Origin of the sequence: Saliphagus sp. GCM10025334 (assembly GCF_042663485.1) — an archaeon.
GTDB lineage: Archaea > Halobacteriota > Halobacteria > Halobacteriales > Natrialbaceae > Natronosalvus.
Map to the genome: position 1 here is coordinate 57,857 of NZ_JBHTAF010000008.1, position 21,643 is coordinate 79,499.

The 21,643-nt window shown below is 63.7% G+C and carries 22 protein-coding genes; 13 read left to right on the plus strand and 9 right to left on the minus strand.

What is annotated here, in order from left to right:
* Positions 1–82 precede the first annotated feature (82 nt).
* A complete protein-coding gene (locus tag ACFQO4_RS20280) occupies positions 83–319 on the plus strand; it encodes a DUF5822 domain-containing protein (RefSeq protein WP_500262548.1) in 237 nt (78 codons plus the stop codon).
* Positions 320–385: 66 nt separating this feature from the next.
* Here ACFQO4_RS20280 and ACFQO4_RS20285 read toward each other — a convergent pair whose 3' ends face one another.
* The 3 genes from ACFQO4_RS20285 to ACFQO4_RS20295 form a co-directional block, all read right to left on the minus strand.
* Complete coding sequence (locus tag ACFQO4_RS20285; protein WP_500262549.1) at positions 386–925, minus strand: HAD family hydrolase; 540 nt, start codon at positions 923–925, stop codon at positions 386–388.
* A 131-nt stretch (positions 926–1,056) separates the two neighbouring features.
* A complete protein-coding gene (locus ACFQO4_RS20290; RefSeq protein ID WP_500262550.1) occupies positions 1,057–2,187 on the minus strand; it encodes an acyl-CoA dehydrogenase family protein in 1,131 nt (376 codons plus the stop codon).
* A gap of 133 nt (positions 2,188–2,320) precedes the next feature.
* Positions 2,321–3,232, minus strand: a complete 912-nt coding sequence (locus tag ACFQO4_RS20295) for a dihydrodipicolinate synthase family protein (RefSeq protein WP_500262551.1) — start codon at positions 3,230–3,232, stop codon at positions 2,321–2,323.
* Between the two features lie 109 nt (positions 3,233–3,341).
* Here ACFQO4_RS20295 and ACFQO4_RS20300 point away from each other — a divergent pair, with 109 nt between their 5' ends.
* The 4 genes from ACFQO4_RS20300 (at position 3,342) to ACFQO4_RS20315 (ending at position 6,144) form a co-directional block, all read left to right on the plus strand.
* The gene (locus tag ACFQO4_RS20300) at positions 3,342–3,794 is read left to right on the plus strand and encodes a ferritin-like domain-containing protein (RefSeq protein ID WP_500262552.1); all 453 of its coding nucleotides are present in this window, start codon (positions 3,342–3,344) and stop codon (positions 3,792–3,794) included.
* Between the two features lie 97 nt (positions 3,795–3,891).
* The gene (locus tag ACFQO4_RS20305) at positions 3,892–4,626 is read left to right on the plus strand and encodes a ribulose-1,5-bisphosphate 5-phosphatase (protein ID WP_500262553.1); all 735 of its coding nucleotides are present in this window, start codon (positions 3,892–3,894) and stop codon (positions 4,624–4,626) included.
* 8 nt (positions 4,627–4,634) lie between these two features.
* A complete protein-coding gene (locus ACFQO4_RS20310; RefSeq protein WP_500262606.1) occupies positions 4,635–5,276 on the plus strand; it encodes a ribulose-1-phosphate aldolase in 642 nt (213 codons plus the stop codon).
* Between the two features lie 148 nt (positions 5,277–5,424).
* Complete coding sequence (locus ACFQO4_RS20315; protein WP_500262554.1) at positions 5,425–6,144, plus strand: class I SAM-dependent methyltransferase; 720 nt, start codon at positions 5,425–5,427, stop codon at positions 6,142–6,144.
* Between the two features lie 68 nt (positions 6,145–6,212).
* Here ACFQO4_RS20315 and pyrE read toward each other — a convergent pair whose 3' ends face one another.
* Complete coding sequence (gene pyrE / locus ACFQO4_RS20320; RefSeq protein ID WP_500262555.1) at positions 6,213–6,746, minus strand: orotate phosphoribosyltransferase; 534 nt, start codon at positions 6,744–6,746, stop codon at positions 6,213–6,215.
* A gap of 204 nt (positions 6,747–6,950) precedes the next feature.
* Positions 6,951–7,496 carry a CDP-2,3-bis-(O-geranylgeranyl)-sn-glycerol synthase gene (locus ACFQO4_RS20325; RefSeq protein WP_500262556.1) on the minus strand — a complete coding sequence of 182 codons (546 nt, stop codon included), beginning with the start codon at positions 7,494–7,496 and terminating at the stop codon, positions 6,951–6,953.
* 150 nt (positions 7,497–7,646) lie between these two features.
* On the opposite strand from ACFQO4_RS20325, the gene ACFQO4_RS20330 reads away from it, so the two are divergent.
* Genes ACFQO4_RS20330 through ACFQO4_RS20340 form a run of 3 tightly spaced genes read left to right on the plus strand, consistent with a single transcriptional unit; the run spans position 7,647 to position 10,085 of the window.
* Positions 7,647–8,483 (plus strand): proline dehydrogenase family protein, encoded by an 837-nt coding sequence (locus ACFQO4_RS20330; protein WP_500262557.1) that lies wholly within the window; start codon positions 7,647–7,649, stop codon positions 8,481–8,483.
* Positions 8,484–8,522: 39 nt separating this feature from the next.
* A complete protein-coding gene (locus ACFQO4_RS20335) occupies positions 8,523–9,239 on the plus strand; it encodes a DUF502 domain-containing protein (RefSeq protein WP_312908138.1) in 717 nt (238 codons plus the stop codon).
* A gap of 30 nt (positions 9,240–9,269) precedes the next feature.
* Positions 9,270–10,085, plus strand: a complete 816-nt coding sequence (locus tag ACFQO4_RS20340) for a ZIP family metal transporter (RefSeq protein ID WP_500262558.1) — start codon at positions 9,270–9,272, stop codon at positions 10,083–10,085.
* Positions 10,086–10,155: 70 nt separating this feature from the next.
* On the opposite strand, the gene ACFQO4_RS20345 is transcribed toward ACFQO4_RS20340, so the two are convergent.
* Entirely contained in the window at positions 10,156–10,434 is a 279-nt protein-coding gene (locus ACFQO4_RS20345) for a hypothetical protein (RefSeq protein WP_500262559.1), read from the minus strand.
* A 137-nt stretch (positions 10,435–10,571) separates the two neighbouring features.
* Positions 10,572–11,453 carry an amidohydrolase family protein gene (locus ACFQO4_RS20350; RefSeq protein ID WP_500262560.1) on the minus strand — a complete coding sequence of 294 codons (882 nt, stop codon included), beginning with the start codon at positions 11,451–11,453 and terminating at the stop codon, positions 10,572–10,574.
* Between the two features lie 305 nt (positions 11,454–11,758).
* On the opposite strand from ACFQO4_RS20350, the gene hflX reads away from it, so the two are divergent.
* Positions 11,759–13,099, plus strand: coding sequence for a GTPase HflX (gene hflX, locus ACFQO4_RS20355; protein WP_500262561.1), 1,341 nt, complete (start codon positions 11,759–11,761; stop codon positions 13,097–13,099).
* Between the two features lie 451 nt (positions 13,100–13,550).
* On the opposite strand, the gene ACFQO4_RS20360 is transcribed toward hflX, so the two are convergent.
* Positions 13,551–14,810 carry a magnesium transporter gene (locus tag ACFQO4_RS20360; RefSeq protein WP_500262562.1) on the minus strand — a complete coding sequence of 420 codons (1,260 nt, stop codon included), beginning with the start codon at positions 14,808–14,810 and terminating at the stop codon, positions 13,551–13,553.
* A gap of 565 nt (positions 14,811–15,375) precedes the next feature.
* On the opposite strand from ACFQO4_RS20360, the gene ACFQO4_RS20365 reads away from it, so the two are divergent.
* Together ACFQO4_RS20365 and ACFQO4_RS20370 are read left to right on the plus strand one after the other, a co-directional pair.
* Positions 15,376–16,533 (plus strand): thiolase family protein, encoded by a 1,158-nt coding sequence (locus ACFQO4_RS20365; protein WP_500262563.1) that lies wholly within the window; start codon positions 15,376–15,378, stop codon positions 16,531–16,533.
* Positions 16,530–16,907, plus strand: coding sequence for a nucleic acid-binding protein (locus ACFQO4_RS20370; RefSeq protein WP_500262564.1), 378 nt, complete (start codon positions 16,530–16,532; stop codon positions 16,905–16,907). The genes ACFQO4_RS20365 and ACFQO4_RS20370 overlap by 4 nt, the downstream gene beginning before the upstream one ends.
* Positions 16,908–16,927: 20 nt before the next feature.
* Here the strand turns inward: ACFQO4_RS20370 and ACFQO4_RS20375 are convergent, their stop codons facing one another.
* A complete protein-coding gene (locus ACFQO4_RS20375; protein ID WP_500262565.1) occupies positions 16,928–17,863 on the minus strand; it encodes a DUF7547 family protein in 936 nt (311 codons plus the stop codon).
* Between the two features lie 158 nt (positions 17,864–18,021).
* Here ACFQO4_RS20375 and ACFQO4_RS20380 point away from each other — a divergent pair, with 158 nt between their 5' ends.
* Both ACFQO4_RS20380 and ACFQO4_RS20385 read left to right on the plus strand, forming a co-directional pair.
* Entirely contained in the window at positions 18,022–18,678 is a 657-nt protein-coding gene (locus tag ACFQO4_RS20380; RefSeq protein WP_500262566.1) for a DUF7504 family protein, read from the plus strand.
* Between the two features lie 60 nt (positions 18,679–18,738).
* On the plus strand, positions 18,739–21,531 hold the full coding sequence (locus ACFQO4_RS20385) for an ATP-dependent helicase (protein ID WP_500262567.1): 2,793 nt from the start codon (positions 18,739–18,741) through the stop codon (positions 21,529–21,531).
* Positions 21,532–21,643: the final 112 nt, after the last annotated feature.

The window sequence follows — 21,643 nt, forward strand, 5'->3', positions numbered from 1 at the left end:
CCTCATGAACCCGCTGGCCGTCTGGTGCAGGAGGGCGGGCGAAGCCAGTATCGTTAAGCCCGCTCACTCGAGACGTCCGCGTGTGCCTCAACGCGTCGAGACGAGTTCCCCGGAGGGCGTCGATTACGGCTGGGTGATGCAGGTGACGTTCGTCACGACGATCGTGGTCGGCGCTCCGCTCGTCGCCCTCGCGTCCACGACTGTCGAGCTGCCGACGTGGAACGCTCGAGCCGAGTTCGCCATTCGGGTCGGTGCCATCGTCTGGGTCCTCACGGCGCTCACCGTCCTCGCGTACGCGAAGCGGGTGCAGGGTCGGTAGGCTGTCGGGATCTCTCTCGTCCGTATTTTGACGACCTCTCTCGTTCGCAATCCGTCGCCTCGAGAACTACTGTCCGTCGACGTACTGGAATCTCACACCCGCTCGTTTCGCCGTCTCTTCGTCGCGCGAAGAGTCCCCGACGAAGAGGGTCCGCGAGGGTACCGACTCGAGCGTGTCGATCACCGCGAGCAACGGCTCCGGGTGGGGTTTCTGCGTCTCGACGGTGTCCCGTCCGACTACGGCGCCGACGGCCGACGCGAGCGCGTGTTCCTCGAGGGCGATCCGACACGCCGCCTCGCAGTTGAGCGAGCAGACGCCGACCGGCATTCGCTCAGCCTGCTTCTCGAGGTCGTCGGCGTGAGCCAGTCGCGTCGACCGCCGTGCACCCTCGCGCTCGTGGCCGGCGATCGTCGCCTCGACCTCGGCCGCGAGTCCGACGTCGGGCGCGCTGGCCAACAGCGACCACAGGCTGGACGCCGGTGGGTCGACGTCTGCCGCGCGGTACACCTCGAGGACGTCGCTGGTGACGGTGGCCCAGTCGACGGGGAGGTCGACCAGCGTCCCGTCGAGGTCGTAGACGATCGCATCGTATCCGTCGGCGTTCACGAACGACGAGAGGAACGAGAGGGGGAAAGTGGCTTCGGTCGTCGCCGGGACCAGCGTCGATAACGGCGTTTCGAGGGGTACTCGAGCAGAACTCCAAAAACGCCCGGAGAACGCCTCTGATTGGTCGAGAACTACTCGAGCAGGTGACGAGCGATGATCTTCTTTTGAATCTCGGTCGTTCCCTCGTAGATCTCGGTGATTTTGGCATCTCGGTAGAGCCGTTCGACCTCGCCTTCGGTGACGTAGCCGTAGCCGCCGTGGACCTGGACGGCCTCGTTGGTGACGAACATCACCGACTCGCTGGCGAAGTACTTTGCCATGCTCGCGAACATCGCCGCGTCGCCCTCGCTCGCCGCTCGCTTGCGGGCCGCTTCCCGCGTAAGCAGGCGCGAAGCCTCGATCCGGGTCGACATCTCCGCAAGCTTGTGCCTGATCGACTGGATGTCGCCGATCGGCTGGTCGAACTGCTCGCGTTCCTGGCTGTAGGCGATGGCCTCGTCGAGGGCGCTCTGGGCGAGTCCGACCGACTGGGCGGCGATGGCGACGCGGCCGCCGGTCAGAATATCGAAAGCTGCAGAGAGTCCCCTGCCTTCCTCTGTCAGTCGATTCTCGGCCGGGATTCGAACGTCGTCGAAGTGGAGTCCCGTCGTGTCGCTCGCCCTGAGCCCGAGTTTGTCCTCCTTCTCGCCCACGGTGAGGCCGTCCGCGTCGGCGGGCACCAGGAACTGCGTGACCGTCGAGGGGTCGTCCCGGTCGGTCTTCGCGAAGAGGACGATCACGCCGGCTCGCTGGCCGTTCGTGATCCACTGCTTGTCGCCGTTGATGATGTACTCGTCCCCGTCTTTCACGGCCTCGGTCGTCATCTCGGCCGGATTCGACCCGGCGTGTGGCTCCGAGAGCGCGAAGGCGCCGACCGGTCGCCCGGTGGCCATCTCCGGCAGCCACCGCTCCTTCTGCTCGTCGTCGGCGAACTTGGCGATACACGAGGTCGCCAGACAGTGGACCGAGAGCGCCGTCGCCACCGCCAGCATCCCGTAGGCGACCTCCTCGTTGACGATCGCGTAGGTGACCGGATCGGCGTCGTACCCGCCGTATTCCTCGGGAACCGTCAGACTCGTCAGGTCCATATCCGCGAGGCCGTCCCAGACGTCCTCTGGGAACGTCTCCGTCTCGTCGGCCTCGAGAGCCGTCGGCCGGATCTCCTCGAGGGCGAACTCGTGCACCACGTCCCTGACCGCCTCCTGCTCGGCCGTGAGTTCCATGCCTCGAGATCCGTGTCAACGGCAAAAAATGCCACCGGTTTGCGTTCCTCGCTCCTTCTCCCCGCCTCCTCCTGTCGATCGGTAGCGAACCAACCTTCGACGAACGCGGGCGTCGAGGAACCCGGCGAGTCTCCTACAGCAGGTCCAGCGCCTCGAGTTCGGCCTCGAGTTCCGCCGTGCTCGCCTCGTCTTTCAGTCGCAGCGGACTCCGGAGCGGCCCTGCGTCGAATCCGCGCAGGCGGAGCGCAGTTTTGACGCCCGACATGTACGCACCGCCGGTCTTGAGCGCGTCCCGAACGTCGTAGACGCGACTCTGGAGTTCACGGGCGCAGTCCTCCTCACCAGCGTCGTAGGCATCGTAGAGATCCACGACGAGTTCGGGAAAGACGTTCGCGACCGCGCTCACCATGCCCGAGCAACCGATCTCGAGACCGGGGAAGAGCAGGGAATCCGACCCGGAGAGGAAGGTCAGTTCGGGGTGGGCGTCGATAGACTGGGCGAGCCAGGGCACATCCTTGCTCGAGTCCTTGAGGCCGGCGATACCGTCGACCTTCGCCAGTTCGTCGAGCGTCGACCGCGAGATGGCGTTCCCCGTTTTACTCGGAATGTGATAGATGTAGATCGGGAGGTCCGTCGCCTCGGCCACCCGGCGGTAGTGCTGGAGGGCAGCATCGTGATCGATCGGGTAGTAGTACGGCGTGACGACGACCAGTCCGTCGACGCCGACTCGCTCGGCGTGAGTCGCGTGCTGGACCGTCTCGTGCGTGCTCGGCGCGCCGACGCCCGCGATGACGGGCACCTCACCGTCGATTTCCTCGACCACCGCTTCGACCACGCCTCGCTGTTCGTCGGCGGTCAGCAGGGGGAACTCGCCGTTCGTCCCGAGCGGAAACACGCCATGGGCGCCGCCGTCGACGACGAACCGGGCGTGGGCCGCCGTGGTCTCGTAGTCGACCGACTCGTCCTCGTGAAACGCCGTGACCGTCGGGGGAACGACGCCGTGGACCGAGAGCGGGTCCGCCGTTCCAGGATCGTGATTCGACATACCCGCAACTCAGTCCGGCACGGCTATAAAGGACGGCGGTGCCGGCAGGGCTTCCGGCGTGAGCGATGCCGGTGTCAGCTTTATACGGGCGTTCGTGATAGAACGGATCATGGCAGACGAGGTCACCGACCTACTGACGAAAGCGTACATCGACGAACTCGAGACCGTGATGAACTACCTGACGAACGCGATCGTCCTCGACGGCGTCCACGCCGAGGAGGTCAAAGAGAGCCTCGAGGCGGACGTCGAGGAGGAACTCGAGCACGCGCGGATGCTCGGGAACAGACTGAAACAACTCGACGAGTCTCCTCCGGGTTCGATGGAGTTCGAGGCCCGCCAGTCGAGCCTCCAGCCGCCCGAGGACACGACCGACGTCCAGTCCGTCATCGAGGGCGTGCTCGAGGCCGAGGAGGACGCAATCGAGACCTATCGGGCGCTGTTCGAGGCGGCGGGCGAAGCGAACGATCCGGTCACGGAGGACGTCGCCGTGACGATCCTGGCCGACGAGGAAGCCCACCGGACGGAGTTCCGCGGGTTCCAGAAGGAGTTCCCGAACGATTAACTGGCACTCGACGTCGACTCGAGCGACTCGAGAATCGACACTCGAAGCGAGTTGATCGGACCGACACGCGTTTTACCGATGCCCGAACAGGTTACCTATGACCGTCGACGCCGTGCTCTTCGACTTCGACGACACGCTCTACCCCTACGCACCGTGCAACGAGGCGGGAAAGACCGCCGCCCACGAGGCCGCCCTCGAGCGCGGCTACGACCTCGACACCGGGGAGTTCGAGGCGTTCTACCAGACCGGCCGCCGCGACGTGAAACGTGACCTCGCGGGGACCGCCGCGTCTCACGACCGCCTGCTGTACTTCAAGCGTGCACTCGAGCGCCGCACGGGCGAGCCCCGACCGTCGGACGCGCTGGCTCTGGGCGATGCCTACTGGGAGGGGTACCTCGAGGCGATGGCGATCCACCCTGGCGTCGAGGAGACGTTCTCCACACTGCGCGAGGCCGGAATCGACGTGGCAATCGTTACGAACCTCACCACCCGGATTCAGCTCCGCAAGATCGAGCGCCTGAACCTGGCGGACGCCATCGACCTGCTCGTGACCTCAGAGGAGGTCGGCCAGGAGAAACCCGCCTCGGTCATGTTCACCTACCCGCTCGCTCGACTCGAGTGTCACCCGAGCGATGCAGTCATGGTCGGCGATTCGATCACCTCGGACGTCGTCGGCGGAAACGCGATCGGCCTCGAGACGGTGCTGTTCGACGCTGGGGGCGAGGAGCCGGACGACCCCGGCCCCTCTGAAGTCGATGATCGAACGAAGGACGACCGAATTCCGGACCACAGGATAGATCACTTCGGCGACCTAACGGACCTGGTACTGTGACTGTGAACCTGATCCTCGAGACCCAGCGCGAGCAGGTGGTCGAGCGCGCGAGCGACCTCGCGTCGCTGACTCCCGGCCGAACCGGCAACCTGAGCGTCCGCGGCGGCGACGGCGATGCATTCGCGATCACGCCGACGGGCGTCCCCTACGACGCGTTCGACGTCGCCGACGTGCCGGTCGTCGGTGTCGACGGCGAGCATCGCGACGGCGCCATGAAACCCAGCAGCGAGGTGCCGATGCACAGCGCCATCTACCGCCGCGAGGACGTGGGCGCCATCGTCCACACCCACTCGCCGTGGTCGACGACGCTGGCGATCGCCGACGAACCCTTGCCGCCGATTCACTACATGATCGTCGCCGTCGGCAAGCGAGTACCGGTCGCGGAGTACGCCCCCTACGGCACCGACGCGCTGGCCGAGAATATCGTCACCGCGATGCGTGAGGCCGACGCTACCGCGAGTCTCATCGAAAACCACGGCCTCGTCGTCACCGCACCGGACCTCGAGACGGCCCTCGAGAACACGGCCCACGTCGAGAGTCTGGCCCGGATTTACCTGGAAGCGCGCTCGGCCGGCCTCGAGCCCCAGCGACTCACCGACGAGCAACTCGAGACGGTCCTCGCGAAGTTCGAGTCCTACGGCCAGCAGTAGCGAGCATGGGGCGTTCGATATCGGTTTACTGTCTATTTCGACGGCGCTGGTGATTTACAGCGTCGTTGTCGATGCTAGTTACGCATGGGAAATGCCTCAAAATCGGAACCACAACGATTACTTCAGAGAGCGGCACACAAACGTGTTCATGCCGCCTGATGAGAGGCCCACCGTAGAGGACGCATACGATAAATTGGCACAGACGTACGAGACGCAAGAAGAGGACCCGTACTGTGCGGATCTGGAGTTTCCTGCGACGACGGAACTCGTTCCAAACGTCGCGGACAAACGAGTCCTCGATGCGGGTTGCGGTCACGGTCGGTACGCAGAGTGGTTGACCGAGCGGGGAGCGGACGTTCTCGCTGTCGACAGGAACACCGAGATGCTCGAACGGGCGAGACGACGAATCGGCGACCGAGCAGAAATTCGCCAGGCCGATATCACGGGGCCTCTCGAGTTCGCCGACGACGAGACGTTCGACGGTGTAATCTGCGGCCTTTCGCTCCATTACGTCGAAGACTGGCGAGACCCCTTCGCGGAGTTCGCTCGCATCCTCCGGCCAGGTGGATTCCTCGTGTTTTCGGCACAACATCCAGTCGATGAGTACATCGCGTTCGAGGCCGAGAACTACTTCGATGTCGAACAGGAACGGATGACGTGGTCCGCCTCCGGCGAGGAAATTGAGGTCCCCTTCTATCGTCGGCCCTTTTCTGAAGTCGTCAACCCGCTCGTCGAAACTGGGTTCCACCTGGACGAACTGGTCGAGCCGAAGCCGAACGAGTCATTCAAAGAGAAAAAGCCGGAATCGTACGAGAAACGGTTGAAATACCCGACGTTCCTGTGTGTTCGAGCGTCGAAATCCGGATAAGAAACTACCAGCACTACCGCATGTGAATTGGTTTCGACGTCCTATCGAAACCACCGCTCGAGAACCGCTCAGTCGCGGCCGGCCAGCAACTCCTCGGCCGTTACCAGCGCCTCCATCTCGAGGCCCGCGGCTTCGACGTTCTCGCGGCCGCCTTCCTGCCGATCTACGACGACCAGGGCGCGCTCGACGGTCGCACCCGCATTGCGTAGCGCTTCGACCGCCTCCACAAGACTCGTCCCCGTCGTGACGATGTCCTCGACGACGACGACCTCCTCGCCGTCCTCGAGTCGCCCCTCGATCAGGTTCGCCGTCCCGTAGTCCTTGCGCTGTTTGCGGGCGATGACGTAGGGTACGTCCGCGGCGACGCTCGTCGCGGCCGCCAGCGGGACCCCGCCGAGGGCGACCCCGCCGAGTTTCGCGTCGGCCCTGGCCTCGAGTCGCTCGGCGAAGGCCTCGGCGATCAACTCGAGACAGCGCGGGTCGGTTTCGAAGAGGTACTTGTCGACGTAGTAATCGCTGGTGCCGCCGTGGGAGAGTTCGAACTCGCCGTATCGAACCGCGTCGGCGTCCCGGAGCGCGTCGATGAGTGCCTGGTTCGTCATTGGCGAGAGTGGGGCGGCGAATCGAAATAAACGATGTGATGAGCGCTCGTGGCCAGAGGGGCTCGAGGTCGGATGCGCGTTCGGAGAGCGATCGCGTTCGAGGTCGGTGTCGACATTCGTTCGAGTGACCGAAACTCGAGGCCAGCACTCGAGCGGCCGGTTCGACGAAGACGACGCGACCCGATACCCGATACCCAATACCCGCTACCAGGGCTCGTCCTTCAACCCGAGTCTGTACGCGATCATATTCGTCGAGACGTGCAATAGCGGCGTAATGACGACGACGACGAGGATGACTTCCCAGGTGAATACGGACAGGAACCAGTCGATGTCGAGCAGGGCCGTCACCGGGAGCGAAACGATGACGAAATCCAGCTGGTCGACGACCGGAAACATCGCCCCGCGATCGCGGCCGGTTCGACGCTTGAGAAACGACGCTAGAATGTCCCCGAGCATCGCCCCGCCGGCGAGTCCGAGCGCCGCGAGCGGCGTGAACGTCGGCACCTCGAAGCCGAGCGCATCGCTCGCGTCACCGGCGATTAGCGTCAACACCGCCGCCAGGATCAGGCCGATCGCCGTCCCCACCGCCGTTCCGCGCCAGGTCTTGCCGTCGCCCAGCAGTCGCTTACTGTTGAGGGTTCGACCACCGTCGATCGGCCGACCGCCGCCTGCGAGCACCGCTGCGTTGTTCGGCACGTAGGCGGGCACCATCGCCCAGAACGCGACGACGACCGTCTCGAGTACTGCCATGTCACCCTCGATGCACCGGTGGCTCTTAACCGCTGGTGGTTCTCGACCGACGGCTGGGCGGTGTCGATGACCGATGACGGTCGCAGGCGACGATCCCTCAACGAGGACGAATCACAAACTGCCAAATAAGAGGGGGACACACGTTCGATTATGATCCCGCCCATCGCGAATCGGTTCGTTGCCGGGGAATCACCCGCGACGGCCCTCGAGCACGTGCGGACCCTGAACGACCGGGACATCAACGCCATCGTCAACCTCCTCGGCGAACACTACGACTCCCGGTCGCCGGCGGCGGCCGACGCGGCCGAGTACCGCACGCTCGTCGCGGCGATCGGCGACTCGAGCCTCGAGGCCTGCATCTCGGTGAAACCCTCCCAGATCGGCCTCGACGTGGGCGAAGACGTCTTTCGCGACCTGCTCGAGGAAATCGTCGCGGAGGCCACAGATCGAGACGTGTTCGTCTGGATCGACATGGAAGATCACACGACGACCGACGTCACCCTCGACGCCTTCGAGACGATGACGACGACCTACGACGGCAACGTCGGCGTTTGCGTGCAGGCCAACCTCAGACGGACTCACGAGGACGTCGAGCGACTCGCCGACCTGCCAGGCAAGGTCCGATTCGTCAAGGGGGCTTACGACGAACCGGCCGAAATCGCCTACAAAAACAAAGCCGCCGTCAATCGCGCTTATCGAGAACTGCTCGAGTACGCTTTCGAACACTTCGAGGACGGGGTCGCCGTCGGCAGTCACGACCCCGAGATGATCGACTACGCCATCGACCTCCACGAGGAGTACGGGACCGACTTCGAACTCCAGATGCTCATGGGCGTTCGCGAGGACGCCCAGGAGGAACTCGCCGCGGAGTACGAGATGTGGCAGTACGTTCCCTACGGCGGCCGGTGGAAGTCGTACTTCTACCGGCGGGTCATGGAACGCAAGGAGAACCTGTTTTTCGCCCTGCGGGCAATCCTCGACCGGTAAAGGGAAGGGCTGATAACCCCGTAGTGTGACCCACAGCACATGACCTCGTGGAAGCGGGACTTTGCGAGCGGCCTCGTCGTTCTCGGTCCCATTCTCATCACCCTCTACCTCCTCTACTGGCTCTACGGGATCATCGCGGGGGTCACCCCGGAGTTGATCCTGGACGCCAACGTGCTCCGATGGCTCATTCCGGACGGCGCGTTCGAGGGTGCGGCCCGAACCCGTGAACAGGTCGCACAGTTCCTGCGGGTCGTCATCGTCCTTACGGTGCTCATCATCCTCACGCTCTCGATGGGGTACCTGATGCGAACGACCATCGGCGGTCTGGTCGAACGCGTCCTGGACAACGTCGCCAACCGCGTGCCTGGCCTCCGGGTCGTCTACAACGCTTCCAAGATGGCTGCCGAAACCGCCTTCGGAGAGCAGGAATCGCTGCAAAAGCCGGTCAAGATCGAGACCTGGAACGGGGCGCGAATGACGGCGTTCAAGACCGGAAAAACGGCCGACGACGGCCGCGAAGTACTCTTCTTGCCGACGTCGCCAAACATCACGACGGGATTCGTCATCGAGGTCGAAACAGACCGCATCACCGAACTCGACGAGGACGTCGAAGACGCCCTGACCCGGGTGCTCAGCGCCGGGTTCGGTGACGCAGACCGGGGCATGGACGCCGGCATCTCCATCGACGTCGTCGACGAGCGCGTCGCACAGCACTTCGAGCCCGACTCCGACCAACCGTCCGAGGCGAACGACTGAAACCGAGCCAATTCCGGACAGATCACACTTATGTCGACGCTCTCTGAGGTCCTCGTAATTGCAACTCTCGCCGGTTGTGCGACCGGAATCGGTGCCCTGCCGACGGTCTACACCGACCGAGTGAGCCACAGCGTTTACGACAGTTCGCTGGGCTTCGCCGCCGGCGTCATGGTCGGCGCGGCCGTCTTCGCGCTGATCATCCCCGGTCTCAACCTCGGTTCGCCGCTCGAGGTCGTCACCGGCATCGTCGCCGGTGGGGTCTTCTTACTCGTAGTCAACGCCGCGCTTCCCCACCTCCACATCAACACCGGGTTCCGAGAGGAAGCCAGCGGAATGGAGGGGATCGCCCTGCTTCAGAGCGACGAGGCCGCGGCCGAACGGGCGGCGATGGACGACAACCGGCGGCGGGCATTGCTCGTCGGCGCCACCGTCACGATCCACAACGTCCCCGAAGGACTCGCCGTGGGCATCGCCTTCGCCAGCGGAGAGGCTGGACTGGGTCTCGCGATCGCGACGGCCATCGCCGTCCAGAACGTCCCCGACGGATTCGCGATGGCGATTCCGGCCATCAGAGCCGGCGTTTCCACGCCGAAGACGATCCTCTACACCACGCTCTCGGGCGGCCTCCCCGAACCGATCGCGGCCGCGGTCGGTTTCGCCCTCGTGGCGTTCGTCACCGGTATCTTCCCGATCGCGGCGGGGTTCGCCGCTGGCGCGATGATCGCGGTCGTGTTCCGCGAACTCATCCCCTCGAGTCACGGCCACGGCTACGCGGACACGGCGACGATGGCGTTTCTCGCTGGATTTTCGGTGATGCTGGTCGTCGATACCGTCCTGGCGGTGTGATCCCGTTCGAATTTCGCTACGACAGGGACGAATCGGAGGGGCGACTACGCCGCGCCCCCCATCCCCTGAACTACTCCCGTTCGCTGTCACCGTCGCTCTCGGAGTGGTCTGGTTCGGCGTCGATCGACGCCTGAATCTCCTCGAGTCCCGGGGCTCGTCGTCGGACGATCAACAGAACGAGGCCGAGCATGATCGCCGGAATAACGACCATCGCCACCAGGACGAAAAGCGCGATCTCGAGTTCCGGCGGGCCTGGGATGGTCGCGGGGGCGTGCTCGAGCCAGCGGCCGATCGAATGGCCGAACGAGGGGTCGACCGAATGGCTGAACGAGCAGTACGACACGGACATAGCTCACGTACTCGAGACGCACATACAACAGTTGTCCTCGTTCTCAGTTCGAGCGGTATCGTCGTTTTCCGTTCACGACGTTCCCGCTCGTCAAGTACGCCCACCTCTCCAAACCGCTCACTCGAGGTCCAGGCTGCTCACTCGAGACCCAGGAACGACTCGGCGTTCTCCCAGAGGAGCTTTCGCTGCACGTCTTCGGGGAAGTCGAGTTCGGCGAACTGCTCGAGCCAGGGTTTGGGCTCGAGCATCGGGTAGTCGGTGCCGAACATGACCTTGTCTTTCAGCAGGGACTTCGCGTAGTGGAGCACCTGGTCGTCGATGTAGCGAGGCATCCACCCCGAGAGGTCCATGTAGACGTTCCCCTTCTGCTGACAGATAGCCAGTTGTTCCTGTTCCCAGGGGAACGCCGGGTGGGCGATCAGGATCTGGAGGTCGGGGTAGTTCGCCGCTACGTCGTCGATCAGCATCGGATTGCCGTACTTGATCTTGAGCCCGCGGCCGCCGGGCGAGCAGGCCCCCAGCGTCGAGTTCCCGCCGTGAAAGACGACCGGGACGCCCAGGTCCTCGATGGTCGCCCACAGCTCCTCGTGTTCGGGGTCGGACGGGTCGAAGCCCTGGGCGATCTGCTGGAACTTGAATCCGGAGAGGTCGAGGTCCTCGACGCAGCGAATCGCCTCCTCGACGCAGTCGTCTTTGAGCGGGTCGACCGAGCCGAAGCCGACGAAAAAGTCCGCATAGGTGTCTCGAACTTCGGCGACGTAGTCGTTGGGAACCGGCGGATTGCCGGTGTTGGTCTCGGCGTCCCACCCGAGGAGGACCGCCCGGCCGACGCCCGTCTCGCGGTACTCCTCGACCATGTGCTCGTAGGTGTCGGTCTCGAGGTCGGCCCCAAAGCGGTCGGCCGCGTCGCGCATCATTTCCCCGCCCGCGTCGTGGAGGAACTCGCTTGTCGGCTGGTGGGCGTGGGTGTCGATCGCTCGCGGCCCGTCGGCGGCCTCGAGTACTGCCGGAAGCGTCATACCCAACTTTCCGACCGCGGCCGTAAAAACGGCGCCGGTTCGCGCTGATGGGTGGTCGCCACCGCATTCAAGACCCTTCCCGACGTAGGTGACGTATGATTCGCGACCAGTTAACCGAGGTGACCGGCCGGCATCCCTGACGTGGTCAGGTATCGGGCGAATTCGAGAGACGACGCCTCGAGGCACGCCTCCGTCGACAGCGTTCGCGAGTGTCCAATCGACCGCTCGCTCGAGCGCCCACTTGAGCACCCGATCGACCGCTCAAAGCGCGTCGACGCCCCTATCGACCACGGCCAGCTACTCGTATGAACGAACGTACACACGAGCGGACGAGTGCGGATGCGTCGGCGAGCGAACGAGCGATCGTCGCTAAACGCGTCGACTCCGGCGTGGCCGACACCGAGGAGATCTCGGACCTCGCCCGCGCTGCCGGGTACACCGTCGTCGACGAAGTCACCCAGACCAGAACGGCGGATGCCGCCCTCCAGCTGGGCGAGGGGAAGGCGAACGAGCTAGCGGAGGCGGTTCGACGGACCGACGCCGAGACGGTCATCTTCGACAACCGGCTCGGGCCCTACCAGACGTACAACCTCGGACAGCTCCTGCCCGAGGGCGTCACGGTCATGGACCGGTTCACCCTGATTCTCGAGATATTCGGCCAGCGCGCTCAGACCCGGAAGGCCCAGCTCCAGGTCGAACTCGCCGAACTCCGGTACGAACTCCCCCGCGTCGAGGCGAAGGCGAGCCTCGCCAAACGGGACGAACACCCCGGCTTCATGGGGCTCGGTGAGTACGACGAGAGCCGCGAGCAGGACATCAAAGACCAGATCAGCCGGATCAGGGACGAACTGGACCAGATCGAGCAGACCGAGGAACAGCGTCGCGAACGCCGCCGCGACTCCGGATTCGACCTCGTCGCTCTGGCGGGGTACACCAACGCCGGGAAGTCGACCCTGCTCCGGCGCCTGGCGCGGGACCTCGAGGTCGAGGAGAACGAGGACCTCCACCCGGACCTCGACGCGACGGCGGAGTCTCAGGACAGGCTGTTCACGACCCTCGGGACGACGACTCGACGGGCGGACATCGAACCCCGGAACGTGCTCGTGACCGACACGGTCGGATTCATCAGCGACTTGCCTCACTGGCTCGTCGAGTCGTTCAAGTCGACGCTGGACTCGGTCTACCGGGCAGACCTCGTCTTGCTCGTCGTGGACGTGAGCGAACCGGTCGAGGAGATTCACGAGAAGCTCGTCACCAGCCACGACACCCTCTACGAGCGCAACGAGGCGCCCATCGTCACCGTCCTCAACAAGATCGACTGTGTGAGCGACGAGGAACTCGCCGAGAAACGCGAGGCGCTCTCGGCACTGGCGCCGAACCCGGTCGCCGTCAGCGCCCAGGAGGGGAGCAACGTGGACGCCCTTCTCGAGCGCATCGACCGGGAGCTTCCCGACTGGGAACGCGAGCACCTCGTCGTGCCGATGACCGACGATACGATGAGCCTCGTCTCCTGGATCCACGATCACGCCAGCGTCGACGACGTGACCTACGGCGACGACGACGTCGTGATCTCCTTCCTGGCCCGGCCCGCGGTGATCGATCAGGCGCGGTCTCGAGCGAGCGACCTCCAGGCGGCGGAGGTCTGACTGGCGGCGTTCGGCACATATCTTCGCCGAGCACGGACTCGAGACGAAATGTTCGCTCCGGTCGAATTTCTGCGTCCGGGTATCGTACCGATGTATGCGGATTACGCGCTCACTATTACCGGGCGAACGTCCCGTATTCGGTTTCGGATGGTCAGTCTGGTCTCGTCGTTCACCTCGTTGCTGCACGATTTATATGAGATCCCGCACGTGTCGTCGAAGACGACATCGTAACGTCTCCGGCAGTCATCGGCTCCCGGGAAAACTCGACGCCCTGCTCGCTCGAGCGTTCGTATTCGGCCTCGACATCCTCACATCCTCATATCCAAACATCCAAACATAATCTCGGGGATGCCGTTGACGACGAGTGCATCGCGGTACGCCTCGAGTTCCGGTCGGTTGGTGGGTTAGCTGTGGGTTACAGGAACACCGGCTCGGGCCCGTTCGGCTTCATTTATAGTAGGATTGCTTGGGCCAATCCGAGGAACACGAAAAAGCCCAACACGTCGGTTGCCGTAGTAATGAAGATCGTCGCTGACGTGGCTGGATCGTATCCGACTCGGTCGAGTAACAACGGGGTCAACGCACCGAAAAACCCCGCGATGACGAGATTCGCCACCATCGAGACACCAATGACGGCCCCGAGTAAGATCCCGAACTCGCCAAACGAGAAGGCGATAGCGATCACGGCCACGAGCACCCCGGTAATGAACCCGTTGGCGGCACCAGCAACGACTTCGTTGAAGATCACCCGCTTGCCGGTGTTGAGAGACACCTCACCGAGTGAAATTCCACGAACGGTGACTGCCATCGCCTGCGTCCCAGCGTTCCCGCCCATCCCGGCAACGACTGGCATGTACGCTGCCAGAATAGCGACGGCGGCAATGGTGGACTCGAACAGTCCAACGACCGCTGCAGCCATAAACGCAGTTCCAAGGTTGAGGATTAGCCACTTGTACCGCCTCCGTATCTTCGCTCCTGGACCGTCGAGGACACTCTCCTCTTCTGCGACGCCAGTGAAGTCATAGAGCGTTTCCCCTCGAGCCTCTTCGAGCAGTTGCAACAAGTCCTCGGCGTGTATCACTCCGAGAATGTCGTCCTCTTCGTCGAGTACGGCGACGGCGCGCTCGCGGTTTTGCCTGAAAATCTCGATCACCTCTTCGTCATCGTGGTCGTAGCGGACGTGTGGCGTCTCCTGTACGTAGTCGCTAACTGTTTCGGTGACGGTATCGGCTATCGACAGTGCCGCGCCAGGGAGTTCACCTTGTAATCTACCATCATCGGTAACGAAAATCGTCGGAACACGTCCCGTTCGCTCTTCGAATCGACGAACCCGCTCGGTCACTTCGGAGAATTGGCGCGTTTCGTCGACGGTAACGTAATCGAGGCTCATCAGCCCAGCTGCACTTTCTGGATCGAACGAGAGCAAAAAGTCGATTTTCTCGCGGCGCTGGTTATCGAGCGTAGCGAGGAGCGCCTCACGCGTCTCTTCATCGGTGTGTCTGAGAACCTCGGTCACCTCGTCTGGGTCGAGTCGGTCGATAAAGCTCTCCAGTTCCGACCGACTCATATCCACGACGAGAACTTCTTGTACCTCGTCTGGAAGTCCAAAGAAGACGTCCCGCCACTCCGTCCGTGGCAGAGCAGTAAAGGGAGCAGACGGCGAAGGAGACATCGCAATCGTCTCCTGGACGTCTGTAGATTGCTGGGACATACACGGAGCGTACAGACCAACGCCTAAATTATAATCGATAGCCGAATTCGGCCTGTCAACACTTATTTAGAACATGTACTGAACAACCTCACGTACTCTCGCTGGAAACCGAACGTACCGAACGGATGCCCTGTTTCTCTCTCGCGCGGCATATGACAACAGTTCGTTAGGTATTCGAGTTCATATACGAAAAATGGCATGCATCTCGTACTGTCTTGCCCGTGGGGGGAAACCAGCCAAATGCCTGCGAGCGAGAAAAATCGTCTTCCCTCACGGGGTGATGCTCGAGCACACGAACAAGAGCGGAACGCTAGTTGCGTGTGGCACCTCTATACTCGCGAGCGATCGAATCGGATGACCTCCGACCACGGTCGACGATTGACGACTGCCTACGAAGGTGGAGGACACTGATAACGTGCTCACTCTGGAGTACTACATCGATACGCCGTATTCGCAGACTAATCCCGACACCACCTGGAGAGATAGACAGCTGATCCAGGAACGATTAACAGCGATTCTGCCAGCATCCTCACCCTATAAATGCGTGACCTGACTCAGTGTGAGCATGGAACGCGTTGCGATCATCGGCGCGTCGATGACCCAGTTCGGCCAGCGCGAGGCGTGGATCCGTGATCTCCTCGCCGAGGCCGGCATCGCCGCCCTCGAGGACGCCGGCGTCGCTTCCGACGCTGTCGAGCACTGCTACGTCGCGAACATGTCTAGCGGCGAGTTCGAGGGCCAGGGCGGCATCATGAACATGCTCGCTCACGACCTCGACCTCCTGCCGGCGTACGCCCAGCGGGTCGATCAGACTTCCTCGAGCGGCGGGGCCGGCATCTACGCCGCCTGGCAGTCCGTCGCCAGCGGGGCCAGCGAGATGACGCTGCTCGTCGGCGGCGAGAAGATGACCCACCGAACGACCGGGGAATCGACCGACATCATCGCCTCGATCACCCACCCCGAGGAGTACAAACACGGCGTCACCCTGCCTTCGTTCGCGGGGATGACCGCCCGGCACTACCTCGAGCGATTCGACGCGCCCCGGGAGAGCCTCGGAAAGGTCGCCGTGAAGAATCACAAAAACGGCGTCGACAACCCCCACGCGCAGTTCCGGAAGGAAGTGGACTTAGAGACCGTCCTCGAGTCGCCCATTGTGGCCGACCCGCTCAGACTCTACGACTTCTGTCCGATCACCGACGGCAGCGCCGGACTCGTATTCTGCCCGGAATCCGTGGCGAAGGAGTACGCCGACGAGTACGTAGTCGTCGCGGGCGTCGCCGGGGCGACCGACACCCACGTCGTCCACGAGCGGCCCGACCCCACCGTCATGAACGGCGTCGTCGAGAGCGGCGAGGCCGCCTACGAGATGAGCGGCCACGGCCCCGAGGACGTCGACGTGGCCGAACTCCACGACATGTTCACCATCCTCGAGTTCCTGCAGATGGAGGGACTCGGCTTCGCCGATCACGGCGAGGCCTGGGAGCGCGTCGAGGCAGGCGACACGGAACGCGATACCGGCGATCTCCCGATCAACACCTCCGGCGGCCTCAAGTCGAAGGGCCACCCCCTCGGGGCAAGCGGCGTCGCCCAGGGCGTCGAGATCTACGAGCAACTCGTCGGCGAGGCCGGCCCGCGCCAGGTCGACGCCGACGTCGGCCTGTGCTGTAACGTCGGCGGGTTCGGCAACTGCGTCATCACGACGATCATGGAGGCTGCAGCATGACGATGGAAGCCTACCGTTACGCCGACGGGACGATCGGGTTCCCCGGTCACCACCTCGGACCCGACGGCGAAGAACCCGTCGACACGGTCGACCTGAGCGAGTTCACCGCGACGGTCGTCACCTGGACGACGAGCACCGCCACCCCGCCCGGCGTCCGCGAACCGAATCACCTGGCCATCGTCGAGTTCGACCTCGAGGACGCGCTCGAGGTCGACCAACCGTCCGTTCGAGCCCTGGGTCAGCTGACGACGGGAGACGTCGAGACCGGCGACGAGGTTCGGCCGGTCTACGTCGAAGAACTTCGAGAACCAGGTGTGGGGATCAAGGTCACCGAGAGCCAGGCATGGGACGGCTACCGGTTCGAACCGGTTTGAGCGGTCGCTCGCTCGCAGACCTATTCGTCGTCTTCTTCGTCTCTGCTGTCTCCGTCGTTTTCGTTGTCGTTGCCGTTTCCTTCGCCGTCACTCGAGCCGTCGTTCGCCCCTGTTTCGCCGGTACTCGAGGCTCGCGTCCCGTCCAGGTCACCCCTCGACTCCCCCTCGTCCGCCGACTCGCCGTTGTTCTCGGCCGGCGCAGATTCGTCCGTTTCATTCGTTTCGCTCGCGCTCGAGGCGCCGTATCGATCCCGCAGCGTCTCGAGTTCGGCGTCGACGTCGACGCCGGAGTCGGTGGATTCCTCGGGGAGACGGGCACCGCTGTCGCTCTCTCCGTCCTCGTCCCTCGTCGACCGCTGGTCACCCGCGGGTCGCTGGTTGTCGTCCCCGGACTGAATGTCGATCCGGTAGGGCTGAGACGCGGCGTCGGATTCGGACGCTTCCATCCGGTCGACGCGCTCCGCCAGTCGATGGTCGATATCGTCGCGAAGCCGCCTGGCGTCCTCGAGCAACGTTCGCGTCCGATCGTCGACCTCGATCCCGACTTCGTCGGCGTCGCCCGAGACGGCGTCCTGCAGTTCTCGAAGCGCGCGGTCGAGGTGCGTGAGCGTAGTATCGCGGAGTTCGCTCGAACGGCTAGCCGTCCGATCGGCGGCGTCCGTTGCAGCGTCGCGAACCGCTCGCTGGCCTCGGGCGAGCTTGAGCCCGCGCCTGAGGGCCTCGAGCGCGCGAATGTTTGCTTCGAGGGTCGCGATCAGGGCCGGAATCGCGACTTCGTCCCCGAACCGCGCGAGTTCGCCCGGCGTGGGCGGGCGTAACGAGAACCGTCGTCGACGGGAGTCTCGGGACCGGGCGTCGACCTCGAGTTCGTCGCGGAGCGCGTTCAGCGTCGCGCTCAGCTCCCGAAGCGCTTCGGCGAGGTCGTCGCGGTCGTTACGGTCGTCGCGGTCGTCCATGCGACCACTGCGTGGTCATTCGTGAAAAAATGGCCGATTGGATCACTCCCCAGCGAATTATCCGCCGAACTCGTCCGACGAATTTTGTTCGAGTTGAACTTACTTAGATGAATGACGACCGCAATGTTTATTGCGATCGACGGTGAGGTTGTAAATGGATGCAGACTGAGTCAGGTACCGGTGTGTCAGACGGCGTCACGTTCGCGCAGGCGCTCGACCGACTCAAACGGAACGGAAGTACTGTACTGGTCGTCGGGAGCAGCGAGCAAGCAGCGCACGAAGTCGCGTGTCAGCGCTTGCTCGGGACGCACACCGATAGCGAACGCCATCGACTCGCCGTGACGGCTCGAGACGCGACGTACCGCGGCCACGGCTGCGTCTGTGAGTCCACGGACGCGCGGACGCGGCACATCGAACACACCGTCCGACCAGCACAGGAACCGACCATCGATACGGCCGGTCGGCCGCTCGCCACCCTCGGAACGGACGTCATCGACGCGATTCGAGAAATCGAGTCGACAGAAGGCGGCCTCGATCCCGCCGAACTGCGCGTCTGCGTCGATTCGATCGTCCCGTTACTGAGCGAGTACGATCCCGAAGACGTGTTCAAACTGCTCCACATCACGACGACTACCGTCCGCAGCACGACGGGAATGGGTCACTTTCACCTTCCGCTGGCGCGCGATCACGACGCAGTCAACCTGTTCGAACCGCTGTTCGATGCGATCGTCGAGGTCCGACGCCGCGACGGCCGCGTCGAGCAACGGTGGCAACTCCGTGACTACAACGTCCAAAGCGAGTGGCTCGAACTGTAGCCGTCCACTTTCACCCCGCTGACCAAACCCTCTTAGGCGGTCGGACCCCAGTGACTGACGATGGATGGGGACGAGTCGTCGCACTCGACGAGACCGTCATTGCCGCCCGCACTCGAGTCGGCCGACGTCGCTGACTGGGACGTCTTCGAGTTACTCGAGCCGGCAGTCCAGGAGTGGTGGCTCGAGGCCTTCGGTGAGTACGTCCCCGAGAACGGCGGCTTCTTCACCCCGCCACAGCGCGAGGCCATCCCGAAAATCCACGCAGGAACGAACACGCTGATCTGTGCGCCGACGGGCTCCGGGAAGACGCTGGCATCGTTTACGGCGATCATCGACGAACTCTTCAAGCGCGACCGGGACGGCGACGGACTCGAGAACGCGGTGTACTGTCTGTACGTCTCGCCGTTGAAGTCGCTGGCCAACGACATCCACCGGAACCTCGAGGTCCCGCTCGAGGGGATCGAATCGATCGTCGAAGAGCGCGGCGACTCGATGGGCGAGATCCGCCACGCGATTCGTCACGGCGACACGAGTTCGAGCGAACGCCAGGCGATGCTCGAGACGACGCCACACGTCCTCAACACGACGCCGGAGACGCTGGCTATCCTGCTTAACGCACCGAAGTTCCGCGAGAAACTGCGTAACGTAGAGTACGTCATCGTCGACGAGATTCACTCGCTGGCGGCCAGTAAACGCGGGACGCACCTGTCGGTGAGCCTCGAGCGACTCGAGGCGCTGGTCGATCACGACGTCACGCGGATCGGCTGTTCGGCGACGATCGAGCCGCTCTCGCAGGTCGCGGAGTTTCTGGTCGGGTGTGAACCGTCGAGCGAGCCGGGGTCCGCTAGCTCGGATTTCGAAACTGAACGAACCCCTCGAGACTACGACATCGTCGACGCCCGCTTCGCCCGCGAGTTTGACCTCCGCCTCGAGTGCCCTGCCGACGACCTGATCAACACCTCACGAGACCTCGTCCAGGACCGGTTCTACCGACTCTTACACGAGCACATCCAGAACCACACCAACACGCTGGTCTTCACGAACACACGTTCGGGTGCCGAGCGCGTGTTGCACACGCTCCGCGAGCGGTTCGACGCCTACGACGAGGACAACTCGGGGTGTCACCACGGGAGCCTCTCGAAGGACGTTCGACACCGGGTCGAAGGGAAGCTCAAAGCGGGCGACCTCGACGTGGTGACGTCCTCGACCAGCCTCGAACTGGGTATCGACATGCCCCACGTCGACCTCGTCGTGCAGGTGGGCTCGCCGAAGTCCGTCGCTGCGTTGCTCCAGCGCGTCGGCCGGGCGGGCCATCGGGTCGGTCAGACCGTCACGGGTCGAGTGATCGCCCTCGACCGAGACGAGTTGCTCGAGTGCGCCGTGATGCTCAAGAAGGCCCAGGAGGGCTTCGTCGACTCCGTGTCGATCCCCGAGAACGCCCAGGACGTCGCCGCCCAGCAGGTCTACGGAATGGCGATCGCCGAAATTCGACCGGAACGAGAGGTGCTCGAGACCCTGCGACACGCCTATCCCTACAGGCGCTACGGCGATGACGACTGGGAGCAACTCCTGGCCTACCTCACGGCCGAGTACGGCGGTATGGAGGACCGAAACGTTTACGCGAAGGTCTGGCGGGACGCGAACGATCCACCCGACGGCGAGCACCACTACTCAGAGTACCCCGTCGGCGAGGTACTGATGGGCAAACGTGGCCGACTCGCCCGCGTCATCTACATGACTAACGTCGGCACGATTCCCGACTCCTTCACCTGCGACGTCTACACGCGCGCCGATAGCGCGTGGGTCGGCCAACTCGACGAGGGCTATCTGGACACCCTCGAGAAGGGCGACGTGTTCGTCCTCGGCGGGGATCACTTCGAGTACCGCTACCGGCGCGGGTCGAAGGTGTACGTCGACCGGACGAGCGCGCGGCCGACGGTGCCGTCCTGGTACTCCGAGCGCCTGCCGCTCTCCTCGGACATGGGCCGCGAAATCCTCGCGTTCCAGCGGACGCTCCTCGACCACTACGACGAGGGCGGCTCCTCACGCGTTCGCGCCTGGCTTCGTCAGTTTCCCCTGGACGACTCGAGCGTCCGTGCGATGTCCAGGCTGTTCGACTACCAAATTCGCTACGCGGGCGTCGAGAGCGTGAGCACGCCCGACCGACTCGCCGTCGAGGTCGAACGGGACCGCGACGAGTACGAGCGCCACTACTACGTCCACTCCTGTTACGGTCGCCGAATAAACGACGGCCTCTCGCGGCTGCTCGCCTACCGGTGTGCCCAGGAGGCGACGGCAGACGTCCGCGTCGCCGTCGCGGACAACGGGTTCGTCCTCTCGATGCCGCTGAACCGAAAGGTCGATCTCAAGGGCATTCTCGCCGACCTCGAGGCCGAGGACGTCCGCCCGGACCTTCGACGTGCGCTGTCGGGAACCGACCTCCTCCAACGGTACTTCCGGATCAACGCCACGCGCTCGCTGATGATCCTCAAGCGGTACAAGGGCTACGAGAAGTCCGCCAGCGAGCAACAGGTTTCGAGCGAGATGCTGCTCGGATTCGCAGAGGGCCTCGAGGACTTCGCCGTCATCGAGGAAACCTACCGCGAACTCCTCGAGGACAAGTTGAACGTCGCGGAGATCGAAGGCATCGTTTCGCGCCTCGAGTCGGGCGAACTCGAGGTCTCGAGACGACTCGTCGATTCGCCGACGCCGCGTGCGTTCGGACTGGCGACGCTCTCGGCGAGCGACGTGGTGCTGGCCGAAGACGAGAGCGCCGTCTTGCAAGCGTTTCACGAACACGTCCTGGAGGAGATCGGCGAGGGTGCGCTCGCCACGTCGGGCAAAGATCGATAGGGGGTGTCGCGTTTTCCGACCCAAAATTCAGTTCGTGCTCGAGGAGCGTTCTTCGTCCCGTTTACAGCGATTATAATTCCAGTTTCTGCTGGTGAAATTGTTTCGAGAAACG

Bases quoted from the DNA above. Each gene is read 5' to 3' on its own strand.
- ACFQO4_RS20290 (WP_500262550.1), bottom strand. From the start codon at position 2,187: ATGGAACTCACGGCCGAGCAGGAGGCGGTCAGGGACGTGGTGCACGAG.
- ACFQO4_RS20295 (WP_500262551.1), bottom strand. From the start codon at position 3,232: ATGTCGAATCACGATCCTGGAACGGCGGACCCGCTCTCGGTCCACGGC.
- ACFQO4_RS20300 (WP_500262552.1), top strand. From the start codon at position 3,342: ATGGCAGACGAGGTCACCGACCTACTGACGAAAGCGTACATCGACGAA.
- ACFQO4_RS20305 (WP_500262553.1), top strand. From the start codon at position 3,892: ATGACCGTCGACGCCGTGCTCTTCGACTTCGACGACACGCTCTACCCC.
- ACFQO4_RS20315 (WP_500262554.1), top strand. From the start codon at position 5,425: ATGCCGCCTGATGAGAGGCCCACCGTAGAGGACGCATACGATAAATTG.
- pyrE (WP_500262555.1), bottom strand. From the start codon at position 6,746: ATGACGAACCAGGCACTCATCGACGCGCTCCGGGACGCCGACGCGGTT.
- ACFQO4_RS20325 (WP_500262556.1), bottom strand. From the start codon at position 7,496: ATGGCAGTACTCGAGACGGTCGTCGTCGCGTTCTGGGCGATGGTGCCC.
- ACFQO4_RS20330 (WP_500262557.1), top strand. From the start codon at position 7,647: ATGATCCCGCCCATCGCGAATCGGTTCGTTGCCGGGGAATCACCCGCG.
- ACFQO4_RS20335 (WP_312908138.1), top strand. From the start codon at position 8,523: ATGACCTCGTGGAAGCGGGACTTTGCGAGCGGCCTCGTCGTTCTCGGT.
- ACFQO4_RS20340 (WP_500262558.1), top strand. From the start codon at position 9,270: ATGTCGACGCTCTCTGAGGTCCTCGTAATTGCAACTCTCGCCGGTTGT.
- ACFQO4_RS20345 (WP_500262559.1), bottom strand. From the start codon at position 10,434: ATGTCCGTGTCGTACTGCTCGTTCAGCCATTCGGTCGACCCCTCGTTC.
- ACFQO4_RS20350 (WP_500262560.1), bottom strand. From the start codon at position 11,453: ATGACGCTTCCGGCAGTACTCGAGGCCGCCGACGGGCCGCGAGCGATC.
- hflX (WP_500262561.1), top strand. From the start codon at position 11,759: ATGAACGAACGTACACACGAGCGGACGAGTGCGGATGCGTCGGCGAGC.
- ACFQO4_RS20360 (WP_500262562.1), bottom strand. From the start codon at position 14,810: ATGTCCCAGCAATCTACAGACGTCCAGGAGACGATTGCGATGTCTCCT.
- ACFQO4_RS20365 (WP_500262563.1), top strand. From the start codon at position 15,376: ATGGAACGCGTTGCGATCATCGGCGCGTCGATGACCCAGTTCGGCCAG.
- ACFQO4_RS20370 (WP_500262564.1), top strand. From the start codon at position 16,530: ATGACGATGGAAGCCTACCGTTACGCCGACGGGACGATCGGGTTCCCC.
- ACFQO4_RS20375 (WP_500262565.1), bottom strand. From the start codon at position 17,863: ATGGACGACCGCGACGACCGTAACGACCGCGACGACCTCGCCGAAGCG.
- ACFQO4_RS20380 (WP_500262566.1), top strand. From the start codon at position 18,022: ATGCAGACTGAGTCAGGTACCGGTGTGTCAGACGGCGTCACGTTCGCG.
- ACFQO4_RS20385 (WP_500262567.1), top strand. From the start codon at position 18,739: ATGGATGGGGACGAGTCGTCGCACTCGACGAGACCGTCATTGCCGCCC.